The sequence below is a fragment of the Micromonospora sp. NPDC005174 genome, from assembly GCF_040608495.1.
Lineage (GTDB): Bacteria > Actinomycetota > Actinomycetes > Mycobacteriales > Micromonosporaceae > Micromonospora.
In genome coordinates this window covers 137,067-154,908 of record NZ_JBEXIJ010000012.1, presented here as the reverse complement: position 1 = coordinate 154,908, position 17,842 = coordinate 137,067, and the positions used below count along the sequence as shown (strand labels likewise).

The window sequence follows — 17,842 nt, the reverse complement described above, 5'->3', positions numbered from 1 at the left end:
ACAGCACCTCATGCAAAGGAGCACCGCGATGGCGAAGGTCATCTCCACGCTGTTCATCTCGGCCGACGGCGTCGCCGAGATCGACCCCGACTGGCACTTCCCGTACTTCGACGAGAACATGGGCCGCGCCGTCACCGAGGACTACGACACGTCCGACGTGCTGCTCATCGGTCGGGTCACCTACGACAGCTTCGCCGGAGCCTGGCCCGACCGGGAGGCCGCGGGTGGCGAGGACGCCGGGTTCGCCAAGCAGCTCGGTGACGTCCGCAAGGTCGTCGTCTCCCGCCAGCCGCTGGACTTCTCCTGGCGCAACTCCGAGCTGATCGCCGGCGATCTCCCCGAGGCCGTCGCCGCGCTCAAGGCCGACTCCGGGATCAAGGGCATCCTCATCCCCGGGTCGATCTCGGTCGTGCAGCAGCTCCTCGCCGCCGGCCTGGTCGACGAGCTGCGTCTGCTGGTGCACCCCGTGGCGGCGCGCAAGGGCCGCCGGCTCTTCGACGACGGCGATTCGCCGTACCACCTGCGGGTCGTCTCGACCGAGACCTTCCCGACGGGCGTGCTCCGCGTGATCTACGCGCCGACGGCGGCGCCCGGCGCGGTCGGGTACGACGAGGTCGTGGACCAGGTGCCCGCCGGAAACTGAGTCGGGCCGGCCCCGCCGCCGGCGAGCGGCGGGGCCGGTTCGACCTGGTCGGAATGGCTCGCTGTCGCTCAGGCGACCGTGCAGGTCGCGCCGTTGAGGGTGAACGAACTCGGCTGTGCGGTGTTGCCGGTGTGCGTGGCCTGGAAGCCGACCGTCACCGATCCGTTCGGCGGGATGCTGGCGTTGTAGGAGGCGTTGCGGGCCGTCACCTGACCGGACGTGGGGGAGTAGGTCGCGTTCCAGCCCGAGGTGATGCTCTGGCCGCCGGGCAGGGTGAAGACGAGCGACCAGCCGTTGACGGCACTCGTGCCGGTGTTGGTGATGGTGATGTTCTCGGTGAGGCCGCTGTTCCAGGCGTTGATGGCGACGCCCACCCGGCACGCTCCGGAACTCGGCGGTGGAGTGGTCGGGTTGGGCGGCGGGGTCGTCGGGTTGGGCGGGGGCGTGGTCGGGTTCGGCGGGGGCGTCGTCGGGTTCGGCGGCGGCGTGGTCGGGTTCGGCGGCGGCGTGGTCGGGTTCGGCGGGGTGGTCAGGCCGAAGAAGGCGACCGCGACAGCGGCCATGCCGCCGGCCGGCAGGCTGTGGCCCGCGCCCTGGATGCTGTACGCCTCGACCTGGACGGTTCCGTTGGCGTCGGCGTACCGGCGGCGGTTCCAGTTGGCCTGCGGCGTGTCGGTGGAGGTCGGTGTCTGGCTGAGCCCGAACACGTTGGTCCACTGCTCGATCGTCTCCTGGAGCAGCGAGTACGGCACGAGGGTGTCGCTGGTGCCGTGCCACAACTGCACCCGGGGACGGGGACCGGAATAGCCGGGGTAGGCCCCGCGTACGGCGTCACCCCACTGCTGTGGGGTCCGGTTCATGTTTCCGCCAGTGCACTGGCTGCTTCCGGGCGGATAGTCCGCCGCGTTGGCGAAGCAGTTGTAGGGGACTCCCATGAACGCCGCGCCGGCCTTGAACACGTCGGGGTACAGGGCCAGCATGTGGTTGGTCATCATGCCGCCGGACGAGCTGCCGGTGGCGTACACCCGGTCGGGGTCGCCACCGTACTGCTGCTGCGCATAGCGGATCATCGAGATGATCGACACGGGATCGCTGCCGCCGTTGCGGCGCTTGGCGGCGTCCGACCAGGTGTCGAAGCAGTTGCCGAAGCCGGCCTGCTGGGTCGCGCTCGGGTAGATCACGATGAACCCGTACCGGTCTGCCTGGGCGGCGAACTCGCTGCCGGAGTAGAAGCCGGGGCCGGACCCACCACAGCCGTGCATGGCCACCACGATCGCCGGCTTGGCCGGGCGGGTGTCCGGCACGTAGACGTGCATGCGCATCCGGCCCGGGTTGTCGCCGAAGGTGGTCACCTCGGTGAGCGAGGCGGCGTACGCGGGTTGGAGCGCGGGGGCCACCAGGCCGGCGGCCACCAGTGACGTGACCAGGCCGAGCAGCAGTTTCCTTCGAATCTTCACGGGGATGACTCCTTCGATCGCCTGTGCGGGGTGGGTGTGGTCGCGCGCGCTGTGCGGTCACGGGTGCGCCCGACTCCCCGTGGTGATCGCGCCTCGCCCACTACGTGTGCTCGCCCTGTGCCCGGCTGTGTACGGCGTCGCGTAGCAGATAGTGTTCCTCGCGGTCGCCAAAGTGTCAATCGATGCATCTCGATCAAAGCGCGATGGTGTCGACACCGCTGCCCGGACGGTCCGTCTAGAGTCGGTGCACCCGTCCCTGAGTCGAGCCGGGAGCGCCTGTGGCAGACCCCTTCACCATCGAGGAGATCTATCCCGACCACGGGGACGACCCCCCGCGACTGCCTCGGCGGCAGTCCGGCAGCTCCCCGCAGGACCTCGCGGTGACCCTGCTGGCCGACTACACGTTGCGGACCCGTGCGCGGGTTCCGTCCGCGGCCCTCGTCGCGCTGCTGGCCGAATCCGGTGTGAGTACGGCCGGGGCGCGCGCGGCGATCAGCCGGCTGGCCCGTCGCGCCGTGCTGGAGGGCAGCCGCGAGGGACGGCGGAGCTCTTACCGGCTGAGCCGTGCCGCCGCCGCGAACCTGTCCAGCGGCGGCAGTTGGATCCTGGCCGCCACCACGGAGGTGACCGCGTGGGACGGTTGCTGGACCATCGTCGCCTTCTCGTTGCCGCAGGATCGCGGCGCGCAGCGGCGGGCCCTGCGCGGTCAGCTCCGCTGGCTCGGGTACGCGCCCCTCTACGACGGACTGTGGATCTCGCCGTACGAGCTGAGTGCGCAGGGCAGGGCCCAGCTCGCCCGGTTCGCCCCGGGCGCCGTGACGGTGTTCCGCGGGCGACAGGCTGACCTCGACGCCATCGCCCAGCGCGCACCGATCGACGCCTGGGACGTCGAGGCGATCAGCCGGCACTACGAGGAGTTCCTACGACGATGGAGGCCCCTGGTGCCGCAGGTGCGTTCCGGTGGCGTCGACGGCGCGGCGGCGGTGCGGACGCGTACCGAGGTCATGGACACCTTCCGCCGCTTTCCCACCCTCGACCCCCGACTGCCCCTGGACCTCCTGCCGGCCGGATGGTTGAGACGGCCGGCGCGGGAGCTCTTCGAGACCGTCTACGACGGCCTCGCCGCACCCGCCGAGCGGCACGTCCGGGCGGTCGTCGCCCGGTTCGCCGAGGACGCGCAGTCCGGCATCCGGGCGCACACCGCCGCCGACATCCTGGCCGGTGTACGCGGCGCGGAGGCGGCCGAGGCGGCCCAGGGTTGCGCCTCCTGACCGGCGCCGGCCGGTACGCGCCTCGCCACCGGGATGTGTACCTTGTGGAGGACGCGCGGCGACGGGGAGGTCGGATGACGTCACACGGCGGGAATTCTTCTGCTACCGACCGGATCGACACGTCAGTCGCGCACCCGGCGCGCAGATACAACTACCTGCTGGGCGGCAAGGACAACTTCGCCGCGGACCGGGCGTCCGGTGACGCCCTCGCGGCGGCGATGCCCACCATCCGGCTCGCCGCGGTCGAGAACCGGATGTTCCTGCAACGCGCGGTGCGTTTCCTGGCGCGGCGTGGTGTCCGGCAGTTCCTGGACATCGGGACCGGCATCCCGACCGCCGACAACACCCACGAGGTCGCGCAGGCCGTCGACCCGTCGGCCCGTGTCGTCTACGTCGACAACGACCCGATCGTGCTCGCCCACGCCCGCGCGCTGCTGTCCAGCACCACCGAGGGTCGGACGGCGTACCTCGACGCCGACCTGCGGGAGCCGGCCGAGATCCTCGCGCATCCGGAACTGCGGGCGACGCTGGACCTCACCCAGCCCGTCGCGCTGATGCTGGTGGCCATCCTGCACTTCATCCGCGACGACGAGGACCCCAAGGGCATCCTCGACCGACTCGTCGCCGCGCTGCCGTCCGGCAGCTACGTGGTCGCCTCGCACGTGACCTGGGAACATCTGCCGCCCGCTGTCACCGCCGAGCTGGATGCCAACAACCGGGACGGCCGCTTCCAGGCCCGGAGCACCGAGCAGTTCGCGGCCCTCCTCAAGGGCCTGGACATCGTCGAGCCGGGCATCGTCTCCGTGGCGCACTGGCACGCCGACGACGCGCCACAGCCGCGCCCGTCCGTGCGGGACGTGTCGTTCAACGGCGCGGTCGCCCGGGTCCTCTGACGACGACGGCCGTCGCCGACGTCGGCGGGGCGGTCGCTCAGCGGGTCTTCTTCGTCGGCCGTTTGCGCGGCGGGGTCAGCAGGTCGGCTATCGCCGCGATCGCCGACGGCACGATGCGGTAGTACGCCCAGACGCCGCGCTTCTCACGCTCGATCAGACCGGCCTCGGTGAGGATCCGCAGGTGATGGCTCACGGTCGGCTGAGAGAGGTTGAGTGGCGCGGTGAGGTCGGTGACCGAGGCCTCGCCCTCCGGGGCGGCCTGGATCAGACTGAGCAGTCGCAGTCGGGCCGGATCGGCGAACGCCTTCAGCACTCCAGCGAGGCGTTCGGCGTCGGCGCGCTTGATCGGCTCGCCGGCAAGAGGCGAGATGGCAGGCATGGCGGTATTGGCAGTTCCCACGACAGTCATCGTTCCACCTACCTGAGGATTCGAGTGGCCGAACCGGACAAATCGCCGGACCGATGATGTGCTCCTCATGACACCAGCGCGTCGTGCCGGCCACACCGACGCGCTCCCCGGCACGGTCACCGTAGAGCGCGTCGGCGGGCCGTGGCCGTTCAGGCAGCCGCGAACTGCTCGCGGTGGTCGTGCGCGAACTCGGCGAGGGTCCGTGGCGGCCGGCCGGTCACCCGGGCGACGTGGTCGTTGGTGAAGTCGCCCCAGCCGGCGCCGTAGGCGACCCGGTACTCGGCGAGGACCTCCGCCGACCACTCGTCCAGGCCGGCCGCGAGGAGGCCGTCGCGCGTCTGCTCCGGGCTCTGCGGGACGTACCGCACCGGACGGCCGAGCGCCCGGCCGATGTCCTGGGCCGCCTGGTCCAGGGTGATGCTCTCCGGACCGGTGGGCGTGTAGACCATGCCCTCGTGTGGCTCCGGCGCGGCGAGGATCGCGGCCCCGACGGCGGCGATGTCCCGCGTGTCGACGACACCGACCCGCGCCGCGCCGAAGAGTCCGTGAAGTTGCTCGCCGGCCAGCGACCCGAGCAGATTCTGCATGAAGAAACTCGGTCGCAGGATCGTCCAGGGGATGCCGGACGCCTGCACCTCGGCATCGGACAGCGCGTGCAGGCGGCCGTTGCGGGTGGGCGCGTCGTGCGCGGCGCCGATCGCCGAGAGTCGGACGATGTGCCGTACGCCGGCCTGCCGCGCGGCCCAGACCGCGTTCATGCTCTTGCTCGGCGCGAGAGGACCCATCGGGGTGAGGAGCCACAGAGTGTGGACGCCCTCGAACGCCGGCGTCAGCGTCGAGGGGCGGTCCAGGTCGCCGACGACGTACTCGACGCCGTCGAGGGCGGGCGCCCGTGACGGATCCCGCACGAGCGCCCGCACCTGCTCGTTGCCGGCGAGTTCCCGCAGCACCTCCCGCGAGACGGTGCCGGTCGCTCCGGTGATCAGAATGGTCATGGTCGTCCTCCGGTTTCACGCGGACCTGGTCGGGCCGCTGGTCACCGGCGAAACGATATAGTCCAAAACTTGTACCGTCCAATGATTGGACCAAAATATGAAGCGCAGCACACGTAAGGAGCAGGACCCCGATCTCGGCGTCCTGGCCGTGCAGCTCTCCGGGCGCGTCCAGCGGGAGATCTTCACGCGCGCGGCCGCAGAGGGCTTCGACGATGTGCGACCCCGTCACGGCGCCGTGCTCGCCTACCTCGACCCGGAGGGAACGCGCCCCGGCGAGCTGGCGCGCCTGGCCGGGCGGAACAAGCAGACGATGGGCGCGATCCTCGACGAGCTGGAGCGGCTGGGCTACGTCCGACGTACGCCGGACCCGGCCGACCGTCGAGCGAAACTGATCATTCCGACCGAGCGGGGACTGCGGCTCATGGAGGCGTCCGACGGTTTCGTGGCCGTCATCGAGCGGACGCTCTCCGACGCGCTCGGCCGCGACCTGTACCAGCAGTTCAGGGCTGCGCTGCTCCGTAGCGTGGCAAGCCTTCCGCCGGGCGGCCAGGACACCGAGGGCTGAGCGCCACCGGGGGACCGAGGGCGGCGCCGACATAGCGCGACCAGGTCGTCCCGGTCGTGGAACAGCAGATCGACCACCAGCCAGACCCCCGCCGTGGCGTGCCACGCCCGGGTGCGGCACCTTCTCGCCGGGGTGTGAGCTGCTGGCACGCCGGGTAGGGGACCTGCCATGGACGACCCCGACATGCTGGCCGAGCTGGGCCGGATCAGACTCGACGAGACCAGCCTCGACGAGATGCTGGGCCGGGTCGCCGAGCTGGCCCGCCGAGCCGTCACTCCGGCCCGGGAGGTGTCGGTGACCCTGCTGCGCGGCGGCGTCGGCTGGACGGCGGCGTTCACCTCGGACCTGGCCCGTGACCTCGATGACTGGCAGTACGAGCTGGACCGTGGCCCATGCCTGGACGCGTCCGCCAGTGGCGACACCCTCTCCGTGCCCGACCTGGCCTCCGAGCAGCGGTGGCCGGCGTGGGCGACCAAAGCGCACGCCGCAGGCGTGGGGAGTTCCCTGTCCATCGGGCTGCCGATCCAGGGGGCGGTCGTGGGTGCGCTCAACGTCTACGGCGGCCCGGCGAACGCCTTCGATCCGGCGGCGGTCACCGTCGCGGAGCGCTTCGCGTCGTACGCGGCGGTGGCGCTCGCCAACGCGCACCTGTACGACAACGCGACCACGCTGGCCGAGCAGATGCGACAGGCGATGCGTGGCCGGGCGGTGATCGAGCAGGCCAAGGGGATCATCATGGGGGAGCGGCGGTGCACGGCCGAGGAGGCATTCGCGCTGCTGTCGAAGGTCTCCCAGGACAGCAACCGGAAGGTCCGCGAGGTCGCGGAGTCCCTCGTCGCGAAGGCGGTTCAGGGCGACGCGGGCGGGCGGGGCCGTGGGGGCGCGGGCGGTCGATGACCCGAGGGGCTGCCCGTGCCAGGGGCGGCCCCTCGACAGTCATCCCGCCGGGTCAGCTGCCCGAGGGTTTGCGCAGCGCGTCGCGGACCCGGTCGATGATCGCCAACGCCGGTCCGGCCGCGAGGTTGCCCGTGGCTGACTGGGCGCTCGGGTGCGGTCGGGTCGGTGCCGTGGCCTGCGCGCCGCGTACGGCGGTGGCGAGGCTGCGCAGGCGGTCGGCCGGCACGTGCTGGCGCAGCAGCGGGAACTCGTAGCGCTCCTCGTAGCGGGCGTGGGTCAGCACGGCGTCGCGCAGCAGGATGATGCCGGTGTCGAAGCCGTCGGCGTCCACTCCGCCGTCGATCAACGTCTTGAGCGTCTCCTTGGCCTGACGCTCCTCGTCGAGCCGGTCGTCGACCATCGCGTCGCCGCCACCACCGGGCAGCGTCCGGGCGAGCGGGTGGACGACCTCCTCCTCGGCGGTCTCGTGGACGGCGAGGAGCTTGACCAGATCGTCGAAGGCGTCTCGCCGGGTGTCGCCGGTGCCGCCGATGACCAGCAGGAAGAGCTGCTCGACTTGGGCGTGCTGAGCGAGCAGCAGGTCGACGACGTCCTCCACGGGTCCGGGGGTGGCCGGAGTGCCGGTGTCAGGCATGGCTGCCTCCCTTGGTGCGCAACGCCTCGACCGGATGCGGTCCCTCGGTCTCGATGCGGTACTCGTCGCCGAAGCGCTCGCAGTGCATGTCGATGACCTGCTCGCTCGGCGGCTGCTGACCGTCGTGCAGTTGCTGCTGCATCCACTCGAAGCGCTCGTGGGCCTCGCGGACGTAGCCCTCACCGAGCTTGGTGAGATCGATCTGGCTGGCCAGCAGGTGCCGCAGGTAGTCCTTGTTGGGCTCGAACGTCAGCGGCTCGGGCAGGCCGGCGCTGCCGACGATCTCCTCCGGCTCCCGGCCGTCGTGCCGGCGCAGCAGGTCGGCGGCCTGTTGGAGGTGGGCCAACTCCATCTGCAGGTGCAGCTCCCAGATCGCCTTGATGCGGGGGTCGCTCTCCTGTTGGAGGAAGGAGTAGTAGAGCCAGCACTCGTTGTACTCGTGCGTGAGTAGCCGCTCCCACCAGTTCTCGCCCGGGTCCAGCAGCGACTCGTAGTGGGTGACGTGCTCCTGCTCGATCAGGCTGATCTCCTGGTAGAGCTGGCGTGCGATCGGTTCCATGTACTGCGGCCCGACGTTCATGTAGTAGAACATCACCTGCTGCTCGGCCGAGAGGATCGTCAATGCGTGCAACTTCGAGCGCGGGTCGACGGAGTTGCGGTCGTACGGGGTGCGGACCTCGTCGAAGGGATGCCGGTGCTCCTGGACCGCCGGCCGGCCCGGCATGACCTCGGTCAGACCGTCGACGATCTTCTCCGCCTTGCGTCGCTCGACCATCTCGTAGAGGTTGGCGTAGCGGTACAGGTGGTCGAAGTCCTCCAGCACACCGAATTCGTACGCCTGCTTCAGGTAGGGTCGGGTTCGTGCCGGGCCACCCAGGCGGTGAGGTCGACGGCTACCTGCTCATAGCCGAGCGTCGTCTCCAGCACGCTCGCCGCGCCCGGGAGCAGCCAGTTCACCACCCGTTGCTGCTGGCTCTCCACATACCGGACGTAGGCGAGCTGCCGGCGGACCTCCTGGTCCGGGCAGTTCCGGGCAAACTGGTGCGAGAAGTTGATCGCCTCGACCTCGATGCCGTTCATCGTGATGATCCGGCACCGGGTATAGGGGTCGACCGCCTCGGGGTCGATCGGGTCGACATTCAGCTCGCGCCAGTTGCGGAGCTGGCTGTCCAGTGGCAGACCCTTGTGATCAAGCGGGTTGAACATGCCTGTCCTTTCGGGGAAAAAAGCCCTATCCGGCCGAACGCATCGAGAACAAACGTCCTCAGTTCGCTTCGGCTCGGCGATGACCGCGCTCACGCAGCCCTCGTCCGAGGCATGCCGGGCGAGGGACGTCGGCGGTGAGTGGGGAGGTGACCGAAGCCGTCTGGGCGTCGAGCCCCAGGTGTCGTAGCACCTTGCAGGCCGCGAGGACGCGCAGCACGAACGGAGACGGATCGTGCAGTGTCAGGCGGCCTCCGGCCGAGATGGCCAGCTCGCGGGCCCGTAGCAGTGCGCTCACCCCGTGGGCGCCGAGGAAGCGGACCTCCGACAGGTCCAGCGTGATCAGCGGCGCGGGCGTGGCACTGAGAGACTCCACCAGCTCGGTGAGCAGGTGGGCGTTGCTCATATCGATCTCACCAGCCACCACGATCGACCTGGTCGAACCCTCGTCGCGCACAACCAGGGACAGCAGGGGTCTGGCGGGTTGGATCCACTGCGGGGAGTGGGGGTCGTACGGCTCCGGCTGAAGAACCGGACGCTGGCCTGTCACATGACACCTCCACCCAGAAACGGGGTGATCCGCCGCGAGTGACGAGTGTCGTCGCGCGGTTGACCACTGGAGGGCGCATGTCTTGACCCGAAGGCGACCCTACCCCGTCACCGACAGACCCGCACATGCGCGGCTACGGGTGGGCGCACGTGTCCCGCGCGGCGCCGCCGTGCGCGCCACGCGGGACGATTCTGCGTGTCAGCCGGCGGTGCAGGAGCGGATCTGCGGCCGGGCGCTGCTGTTGCCGTTGAACATCGTGGTGAAACCGAAGGTGTTGCCGCTGCCGTTGGACCGCACGGTCATCACCGTGCCACTGCTGTCCCAGGTGGCGTTGCCGTTCCAGACGGTGGAGACCCGCTGCGGCGAGGTGAGGGCCACGACCACCGTCCAGGTGCTGCTTCCGCTGACCGTCACCGAGGTGTTGTACCGGTCGCCCCAGACGTTGGGGGTCGTCGCGGTGGCGGTGCAGGAGCCTCCGCTGGGCGGCGGAGTCGTCGCACTGGGTGGCGGGGTCGTACCGCTGGGCGGTGGGGTCGCACCGTCGGGCGCGACCGCCCGTCCCGTGGACGGCGAGATCATGCCGGGGCAGAGGTTGCGGCTGGTCAGGTTGGCCATGATCTGGCCGATGGCGTCCCGGGTGTTCTGGATGCCGTCGTGCATGAGGATGACCTGGCCGGCCTGGAGGCGACTGGCGTTCGACACGATCTGGCTGACGCTGGCGCCGTTCCAGTCCTGGGAGTCGACGTCCCAGATCACCTGCCGCATCCCGAGCGAGGAGGCGACGGACTGGAGAGTGGAGTTGGTCTCCCCGTACGGAGGTCGGAACAACTGGGGACGGGTGCCGGTCGCCGACTGGATGGCCGAGCTCGTCTGGGAGAGGTCGGACTGCATCTGGGACTGACTCATCGACGTCATGTGGGCGTGGTTCCAGCTGTGGTTACCGACCCACATGCCGGCGGACACCTGTGCCTGCGCGGCAGAACTGTTGTTCTGCACGTTCTGCCCGATGTTGAACATGGTGGCCCGTACGCCGTTGGCGCGCAGCACGTTCAGCAGGGCGCTAGTGCTGCCGGTCGGGCCGTCGTCGAAGGTGAGGCCGACGTAGCCGTTGCAGGTGGCGGCGTTCGACGGAGTGGCGGTGGCCACGACGACGATCCCGCACGCTGCGGCGGCGGTTACGAGGATGGACAGCGCCGCCCGTAGTGGCCTGAACCGTACGAGCGTGCCAGCGGAGACAGTGCTCATCTGTACCCCTTCTACCGGCCCGGGCCCGTCCCGGTGTGTAAGGACAGCACGGTCCGGACGTGTGGGTGGTGGGTGGGGAGATCGACAGCAACCTGACGGACGCCGAGTCGCATCGATCACGGTGGATCGGAGTATTACAGCGGGAATTCGAGGCCGTCAATAAGTTCCGGAAGTCCTCCGATAGTCCGGACGGGTGTGCGTGGGCCCGGTGTCCCCGCGCGGAGCAGTGGCGATCCACTCGCGGTGGAGGCTGCCCTGGGGGCGGTTTGCCCACCAGGCGCTGACCTGCGGGGGACGTGATCCGGAAATTCATCGGAACTATCGGCGTCAATTCAACGGGCTGGCGAGCAGAGTCGCCGTCGACAGCCGGTTCAATCGCCTGGCCGGTGCCTCGGCCAGTGATGACGAACAGTCGGCGGGATGATTGGCCCGTCTGACCTTTCGCAAAGTTTCCGATAAACGTTGACACTGCGTCCGTGTCGTACCAATACTTTCGCCACCGACGGACCTCGATGAACGTCGATCCGGGTCGCCCGCGGCGAACCCGGTGTACCGGTCGCCGATGGCGGGGTGGCCGGTCGACGCCATCGCGTCGCACGACGTCGGTGCGCGCAGTGCTCCGCCGCCGCCGGGAGGCCCGCCCGGCCAGGTGGAGGCTGTGCTGCCGGGCCGCCCGGAGCGGCGGACCGGGCGGTCCGGCTTCGGCGCCGACAGGCGCCGGTGGCGCGGCGGTTGCTGGGCCGCCGCGCCACACCGCCGCAGCCCGCCTGCCCCAAGCCACACCGCCGCAGCCCGCCTGCCCCAAGCCGCACCGCCGCAGCCCGCCTGCCTGCCCCACGCCACGCCACGCCGCAGCCTTCCTGCCGCACGCCGTGCCGCAGCCTGCCCGCTCCTCCGCGCCGTGGTCGGTCGTGCCCCGCCGCAGCCCGCCGCGGTCGGGCACGCCGCGCCGATCCGAGGCCTTGACGCGGTTTGTCCTCGATGGAGCGGGATCGTTTGACATGTGCCAGGAATCCATCTTTGATGGTCGATGTTGTCTTCTCGTCGGTCTGGTCGGGCGCTGGGTCGCCCGGCGTGGGGTCGGGCCGGTCGATGCCCCGACCTTGGAGGACGGATGAGAATCTTCGCGCGGGTCAGACCACGACGGCTGCTGCCGCCGTTGACCGTGGCAGTGCTGGTGGCCGTGACACTCGGGGTGCCGGCTTCCGCGGCCGGCCCGTCGACAGTCGTCAGCGCGGCGTCCGGCCGGTGTCTGGACGTGGTGGGCGGCGGCCGGACCGTCGGCACCGGTGTCAACATCTACGACTGCGGCGGGCAGGCCAACCAGGCGTGGACGTTCACCACAGCCGGTGAGCTGCGGGTCTACGACGCGACGATGTGCCTGGACGTGGTCGGTCAGGACACCACCGCCCCGGCCGCCGTACAGATCTACGGCTGTACCGGCGGGGCCAACCAGCGGTGGCGAATCAACACCGACGGAACCATCGTCGGCGTCCAGTCGGGGCTGTGCCTGGACGTGACCGGCGGCGGCACGGCCAACAGCACGACCGTCGGTCTCTGGACCTGCAACGGGCAGGCCAACCAGCGCTGGACGTCGTCGTTCGGCAGCACCGACAGCCAGGCACCCACGACGCCCGGCAACGCTCGGGTGAGCGGCCTGACCTGCAACTCGGTGACGTTCGCCTGGAACGCCTCGACGGACAACGTGGCGGTGGCCTTCTACGACATCTACCACGACGGCCAGCTCATGACCTCGGTGAGCGGCAGCACCCTGTCCGCCAACCTCACCGTGGTGCCCGGCGCGACCTGGGGGCTGTACGTGAACGCGCGGGACGCCGCCGGCAACGTGTCGCAGGCCAGTTCCACCGTGACGATCACACCGCCGCAGTGTCAGGCCGACACCGTGCCGCCGAGCACGCCCACGCAGCTCACCGGCACCGCCTCGGGTACGACGGTCACGCTGCGCTGGACGGCGTCGACCGACAACGTCGGGGTTCGGGCGTACGACGTGTACCGCGGCGGTGTGAAGGTCGGCACGGTCGCCGGCACTCCTCCGGTCACCACCTTCACCGACAGCGGACTGGCGGCCAACACCACGTACCAGTACCAGGTGGCGGCCCGTGACGGTCAGGACAACGCGTCGGCGCGCAGCTCCACCGTCTCGGTGAGCACCGGGACCTCCTGCGCCAACCCGGTGTGCACCGTGCGGCAGGTGGCCACCGACACCGACGTCCCGTGGGGGCTGGCGACGTTGCCGGACGGCAGCGTCCTCTACAGCCGCCGCGACGCGCACGACATCATCCAGCTCAACCCCGCCACGGGGGCGAAGACCACCGTCGGCACGGTGCCGAACGTGCAGAGCACCGATGGTGAGGGTGGCCTGCTGGGTCTGGCGATCTCGTCGGGTTTCGCCAGTGACCGGTGGTTGTACATCATGCACACGTCGCCGAGTGACAACCGGATCGTGCGTATCAAGCTGGAGAACGGTCGGTTGACCACCTCCAGCGAGCAGATCCTGATCAGCGGGATCCGGCGCAACAAGTATCACAACGGTGGCCGGCTGCGGTTCGGCCCGGACGGCAAGCTGTACGCCAGTACGGGTGATGCGCAGAACGGCTCCTACGCCCAGGACCGCGCCAGCCTCGAAGGCAAGATCCTGCGGCTCAACGCGGATGGCAGCGTGCCGTCGGACAACCCGTTCGGCAACTACGTGTGGAGTTACGGTCACCGCAACCCGCAGGGGCTCGCGTTCGACTCCCAGGGCCGCCTGTGGGAGCAGGAGTTCGGCAACTCCATCATGGACGAGACGAATCTGATCACCAAGGGTGGGAACTACGGGTGGCCGGCCTGCGAGGGCACCAGCGGCACCTGCGGCACGGCCGGTTACATCGCGCCGGCCCGCACCTATCCGACCGCCGAGGGCTCCTGCTCCGGCATCGCGATCGTGCGCGACGCCCTGTATGTCGCCTGCGCTCGTGGTACGCGCCTGTACCGCGGCGTGATCAGTGGTAGCAGTCTGACGAACGTGCAGACGTACTTCAGTGGCACCTACGGCCGGCTGCGCACTGTCGAGCCGTCGCCCGACGGCGGCCTGTGGCTCACGACCACGACCACCGGTGACAAGGACAGCATCCCGAACAACAGCAACGAAAAAATCCTGCACGTCACCCTCGGCGGTTAGCCAGGGCGTACGCCGACGGCCACCGCAGGACGCGGGGGCCGTCGGCGAACCCCGGCGGCCCCCGGCGCCTCTGAGGTTCGGCGAGCGTTCACGCTCCGCTCGTGGCGAGGTCATCGGGGTCGACCGTTCCCCACCTAGCCTCACCAGGGCATCTGCACCTGAAGAGCTGAGGTTTTGCACCATGTCCCTGCGTCACGTTCTGGCGGGCCTCGCCGTTCTGCCCGCGCTCGCCGCTCCGGTAGCCGCGCACGCGTCGACCGTCGACAGCGCCAGCGCGCTGCACCCCCAGAAGACCCACTTCGACCTCCAAGCGCACCGCGGTGGCATCGGCATGACCACCGAGGAGTCGCTGGAGGGCTTCGCCAAGGCCATGCGCCTCGGCGTCACCACGCTGGAGCTGGACACCCAGATCACCAAGGACCGAAAGGTCGTCGTCAACCACGACCGCCAGGTCAGCGCGCAGAAGTGCGCGGACACCGCGCCGGTCACCGTCGGCGACCCGATGTACCCGTACGTCGGCAAGTACCTCAAGGACCTCACCCTCGCCCAGGTCAAGACCATGGACTGCGGCTACCAGCAGCTCCCTGGCTTTCCCGAGCAGGAGCAGGTCAAGGGCTTCCGCATGGTCGAGTTGAAGGACGTCCTCGGCCTCGTCAAGAGCTACAAGGCCAAGCAGATCACCCTCAACATCGAGACGAAGGTCGAGGCGGGAGCGCCCGAGCAGACCGCGCCCCGGGAGCTGTTCGTTCGGCGGGTCTTCGAGGAGATCCGCGCCTCCGGCATCGAGAAGCAGGTCAGCATCCAGTCCTTCGACTGGGGCGCGCTGAGCCAGATGCACCGGCTCGCGCCGACGTGGCCGCTGGTGGCGTTGACGAACTACGACTTCCTCCAGGTCGGCAAGCCCGGAGCATCTCCCTGGCTGGGTGGGATCGACGTCGACGACTACGACGGTGACTTCGTCAAGGCGGCCGCCGCCATCCCCGGCGTCACCGCCCTGTCGCCCAACTACGGGTTCCCGCAGAACGGGACCATCGGCGACCCGAACTTCCGCTTCTACCCCGACGCGACCATGATCTCCGAGGCGCACGCCCGGGGCCTGAAGGTCATCCCCTGGACCTGCGACGATCCGGCCACCGTGTCGGCGCTGATGGACATGGGTGTCGACGGGATCATCACCAACTACCCCAACCGGGTACGGGCGATCATGGCCGAGCGCGGCATGCGCCTGCCGAAGAGCTACCAGCCCCGCCACTGATCCGCACCCTCGACCGGGACCGACCCGGTGGGCTGCCCAGGCGCGCCCACCGGGATCGGGGCATCGGAGGCCACCGTCCGCCGCCTCGACAGGCAGAGCGAGACCCGGCGGTGGCGCAAGGCCGAAGGCTCCGGCAACGGGGAGAGGTACCAGGGGATAGAACGCCCGCGCTGGGGAGCTGGAGGCGCACCGGCCGGAGCTCCACCACGCCAGCAGGCACGTACGGGAGTCGTTGGGGAGGGCATGAGCCCGGACCCAGACGGGTCAGGCCGGGTGCTCGATGAGCCTCCTCGGCGGCCGCTGCGCCGGCACACCCGTCGGACGGTGGGCCGAGTCCACCTCCGCCGTCCACGGGGGTTGGGGGGCCGGGGTCCTCCACCGGGTCACCCGCGTGCCCGGCCCGGCCGACGGGTCCGCGCCCTGGCCGGTGGAACCGGTGTCGACGCCGGTGCTCGGGCCGTCAGCCGGCGCGATGCCCAACTCCCGCATCCGCTCGACGTACGTGCGGTAGCGCCGCTGCGCCTCCCCGTGCCGCCCGGCCGTGCGCAGCACCTGCACCAACTCCAGGTGGGCGTCCTCGTCGTACGGGTCGCGGTGCACCAGGCGCATCAGGTAGACCAGCTTCTGGTCGGTGTCCGAGGTGTGCTGAGCCAGGGCCCGCAGCACGCTGGTGTGGGCGACCTGCGCCTCCTCCCGCAGTGGCTGGGCCCAGTCCTCGTACGGGTCGTCGGCGAGGAAGTCCCCGCCGTACAGCTCGTCGGCGCGGATCAGCGCGCGGGCCGTGTCGGGGTGCCCGGCCCGCAGGGTGGCCTGCGCCTCCTCGGCCGCGGTGAGGAACGTCTCGACGTCCACGTCGATCACGTCGAGGTCGATCGCCACCGAACCCCGGTCGGCCAGCACCGCCCCCCGGCCGCTGGTGCGGTGTCCGTGGCCGAGCACCCGGCGCAACGTGGACAGCAGCACCGACAGCCGGTTCGCGGTGCGCGTCGGCGACTCGTCCGGCCAGAGCAACTCCATCAGTCGGGCCCGGGGCACGGCGCGGCCCCGGTGCGCGACGAGGATCTTCAACAGGTCCCGGGCCTTCTTGGACTGCCACTCGCCGTACGGGACGACGGCGCCGGCCCGGAACACCCGGAAGTCGCCCAGGGTGTGGATGACCACCGCCGGTACGCGCAGTGTGATCGCGGTGAGCCCGTCGGCGACGCCCGGGTCGAGGCGTACACCGCACCTGCGCAGCTTCTGCTCGGCGCCCTCGGCGCCGCGACGGGCCTGGCGTCCCTGCAACCGGGCGGCGATCAGCCGGACGGTGGCCTGGTCGGCCGGGTCGCCCAATTCCCGGCAGAGCGCGGCGGCGTCGTCGAGCAGCCCGGCGGACGCGCGCGGGTCGTCGGCGGCGAGCACGGTGAGCTGGAGCGCCTCGACGAGGGTGGCGCGTCGTCGCCCGACTGTCGCGCCGGTGCGGGCCTCGGCGGCGTCGAAGTGGGCGGCGGCGGTGTCACCGCGCAGCAGCGCCACCCAGCCGCGCGCCAGCAGCGCGTACGGCCGTTCGGACTCGCGCGCCGTGGTGACCGCCCGGTCCGCGAGATCCTGCGCGACGGCCAGGTCGTCGGCGGCTCGGATGCGCGCCAGTTCGGCGAGCACCCAGGCCGGTGAGGCGGGGCGCGACTGACCGTTGCCCAGTGCGGCCAGGGCACCCTCCAACGCCTGCCGGGCCTGGCGCGGCTCCCGCCGGCGGCGGTGCACCATTCCGAGGGCGGCCAGCGAGAACGCCTCGTCGGCGGCGATCCCCGCCAGCTCCCGCAGCCGTTGCCCGGCGGCACCGTCGGCCAACGCCTCCTCCAATCGGCCGAGCTGGCACTTCGCCACGGCGGCCACGGTCAGCGCGTACGGCTCGTAGCTGGTTTCGCCGGCCACCTCGGTCAGTCGTACGGCCGCCTCGGCGTGCCGCAACGCGTCGGCGGCGTCGCCTGCCCGCAGCAGGTGGCTGGCCAGATCGAGGTGGACCATCAGCCGGAACAGGTCCGCGTCGGCGCGGCGCAGCCCTTCGGTCGACTCCGCCCGTGCGAGGGTCGTCGCCGCGTCGCCGGTGGCGGCGGCGAGCAGGACGACCACCCGGGAGTACGCCTGGTGGGCCGTCGGGACGCCGCAGGCGTGAGCGGCACGCGCCGCCTCCTCGACGTCCGCGCTGGCCCGCTCGATGTCGTCGTCGAGCAGGTGGTGCACCGCCGCGTGGCAGTACGTCTGCACGGCGTGCGGCCCGGTCGCGCCGATGGGCGCGGTCGCCAGGAGGGCTGTCGCCAGGTGTGGTTCCCCGGCGAGGTGGTGCCGCAACGCCGCGCGCCAGATCTTGGCGATCGGGGCGTCGGCCTCGGCGGGTGTCGCGGCGAGCAGGTCGGGTTGGGTGGCGAGCCACAGGTGCGCCGCTGTGCGGTCACCGGCGGCGGCGAGGTGACGCAGCGCCCGTCCCGGATCACCGATCGTAGGTTGTCGCTCCGCTGTCGACGCGTCACCCCCGCCTTCTCTGCGAGCCGGCGTCGACGCGCGCCAGGCATGGTTGACAAGGTCTCCGGACATTCACCGCTCCTGTGTTCTCTCGTGGAGGCTCAGGCGAGCGAAGAGACAGCCGGGCCCTACGAGTCGTCGC

At 70.6% G+C, this 17,842-nt stretch carries 16 protein-coding genes; 7 read left to right on the top strand and 9 right to left on the bottom strand.

Translation table 11 applies throughout. The features are described 5' to 3' along the window. Positions 1–28: 28 nt before the first annotated feature. Positions 29–643, top strand: a complete 615-nt coding sequence (locus ABZU91_RS16165; protein WP_355240221.1) for a dihydrofolate reductase family protein — start codon at positions 29–31, stop codon at positions 641–643. 68 nt (positions 644–711) lie between these two features. Here ABZU91_RS16165 and ABZU91_RS16160 read toward each other — a convergent pair whose 3' ends face one another. Next, positions 712–2,100 (bottom strand): PHB depolymerase family esterase, encoded by a 1,389-nt coding sequence (locus ABZU91_RS16160; RefSeq protein WP_355240218.1) that lies wholly within the window; start codon positions 2,098–2,100, stop codon positions 712–714. A gap of 278 nt (positions 2,101–2,378) precedes the next feature. Here ABZU91_RS16160 and ABZU91_RS16155 point away from each other — a divergent pair, with 278 nt between their 5' ends. Next, complete coding sequence (locus ABZU91_RS16155; RefSeq protein WP_355240215.1) at positions 2,379–3,371, top strand: PaaX family transcriptional regulator C-terminal domain-containing protein; 993 nt, start codon at positions 2,379–2,381, stop codon at positions 3,369–3,371. Between the two features lie 74 nt (positions 3,372–3,445). Continuing rightward, positions 3,446–4,264, top strand: a complete 819-nt coding sequence (locus ABZU91_RS16150) for an SAM-dependent methyltransferase (protein ID WP_355240212.1) — start codon at positions 3,446–3,448, stop codon at positions 4,262–4,264. Positions 4,265–4,301: 37 nt separating this feature from the next. On the opposite strand, the gene ABZU91_RS16145 is transcribed toward ABZU91_RS16150, so the two are convergent. Continuing rightward, positions 4,302–4,643: a metalloregulator ArsR/SmtB family transcription factor gene (locus ABZU91_RS16145; protein ID WP_355240301.1), complete on the bottom strand. Its 342-nt coding sequence runs from the start codon at positions 4,641–4,643 to the stop codon at positions 4,302–4,304. A gap of 179 nt (positions 4,644–4,822) precedes the next feature. Further along, complete coding sequence (locus ABZU91_RS16140; RefSeq protein ID WP_355240210.1) at positions 4,823–5,668, bottom strand: SDR family oxidoreductase; 846 nt, start codon at positions 5,666–5,668, stop codon at positions 4,823–4,825. A gap of 97 nt (positions 5,669–5,765) precedes the next feature. On the opposite strand from ABZU91_RS16140, the gene ABZU91_RS16135 reads away from it, so the two are divergent. Together ABZU91_RS16135 and ABZU91_RS16130 are read left to right on the top strand one after the other, a co-directional pair. Further along, the gene (locus ABZU91_RS16135; RefSeq protein ID WP_355240207.1) at positions 5,766–6,233 is read left to right on the top strand and encodes a MarR family transcriptional regulator; all 468 of its coding nucleotides are present in this window, start codon (positions 5,766–5,768) and stop codon (positions 6,231–6,233) included. Between the two features lie 168 nt (positions 6,234–6,401). Then, a complete protein-coding gene (locus ABZU91_RS16130) occupies positions 6,402–7,130 on the top strand; it encodes a GAF and ANTAR domain-containing protein (protein WP_355240204.1) in 729 nt (242 codons plus the stop codon). Between the two features lie 52 nt (positions 7,131–7,182). Here the strand turns inward: ABZU91_RS16130 and ABZU91_RS16125 are convergent, their stop codons facing one another. From ABZU91_RS16125 to ABZU91_RS16105, 5 genes are all read right to left on the bottom strand, one after another. Then, a complete protein-coding gene (locus tag ABZU91_RS16125; protein WP_355240202.1) occupies positions 7,183–7,764 on the bottom strand; it encodes a hemerythrin domain-containing protein in 582 nt (193 codons plus the stop codon). Next, on the bottom strand, positions 7,757–8,587 hold the full coding sequence (locus tag ABZU91_RS16120) for a hypothetical protein (RefSeq protein WP_355240199.1): 831 nt from the start codon (positions 8,585–8,587) through the stop codon (positions 7,757–7,759). The genes ABZU91_RS16125 and ABZU91_RS16120 overlap by 8 nt, the downstream gene beginning before the upstream one ends. A 20-nt stretch (positions 8,588–8,607) precedes the next feature. Further along, complete coding sequence (locus tag ABZU91_RS16115; RefSeq protein ID WP_355240196.1) at positions 8,608–8,970, bottom strand: hypothetical protein; 363 nt, start codon at positions 8,968–8,970, stop codon at positions 8,608–8,610. Positions 8,971–9,028: 58 nt separating this feature from the next. Then, complete coding sequence (locus ABZU91_RS16110; RefSeq protein ID WP_355240193.1) at positions 9,029–9,391, bottom strand: STAS domain-containing protein; 363 nt, start codon at positions 9,389–9,391, stop codon at positions 9,029–9,031. Between the two features lie 324 nt (positions 9,392–9,715). Then, positions 9,716–10,762 (bottom strand): polysaccharide deacetylase family protein, encoded by a 1,047-nt coding sequence (locus ABZU91_RS16105; RefSeq protein ID WP_355240191.1) that lies wholly within the window; start codon positions 10,760–10,762, stop codon positions 9,716–9,718. A gap of 1,114 nt (positions 10,763–11,876) precedes the next feature. Between ABZU91_RS16105 and ABZU91_RS16100 the strand changes: the two genes are divergently transcribed. After that, positions 11,877–13,943, top strand: coding sequence for a PQQ-dependent sugar dehydrogenase (locus tag ABZU91_RS16100; RefSeq protein ID WP_355240188.1), 2,067 nt, complete (start codon positions 11,877–11,879; stop codon positions 13,941–13,943). Between the two features lie 181 nt (positions 13,944–14,124). Next, entirely contained in the window at positions 14,125–15,198 is a 1,074-nt protein-coding gene (locus tag ABZU91_RS16095) for a glycerophosphodiester phosphodiesterase family protein (RefSeq protein ID WP_355240185.1), read from the top strand. Positions 15,199–15,462: 264 nt separating this feature from the next. Here ABZU91_RS16095 and ABZU91_RS16090 read toward each other — a convergent pair whose 3' ends face one another. Continuing rightward, on the bottom strand, positions 15,463–17,772 hold the full coding sequence (locus ABZU91_RS16090; RefSeq protein WP_355240182.1) for a BTAD domain-containing putative transcriptional regulator: 2,310 nt from the start codon (positions 17,770–17,772) through the stop codon (positions 15,463–15,465). Positions 17,773–17,842: the final 70 nt, after the last annotated feature.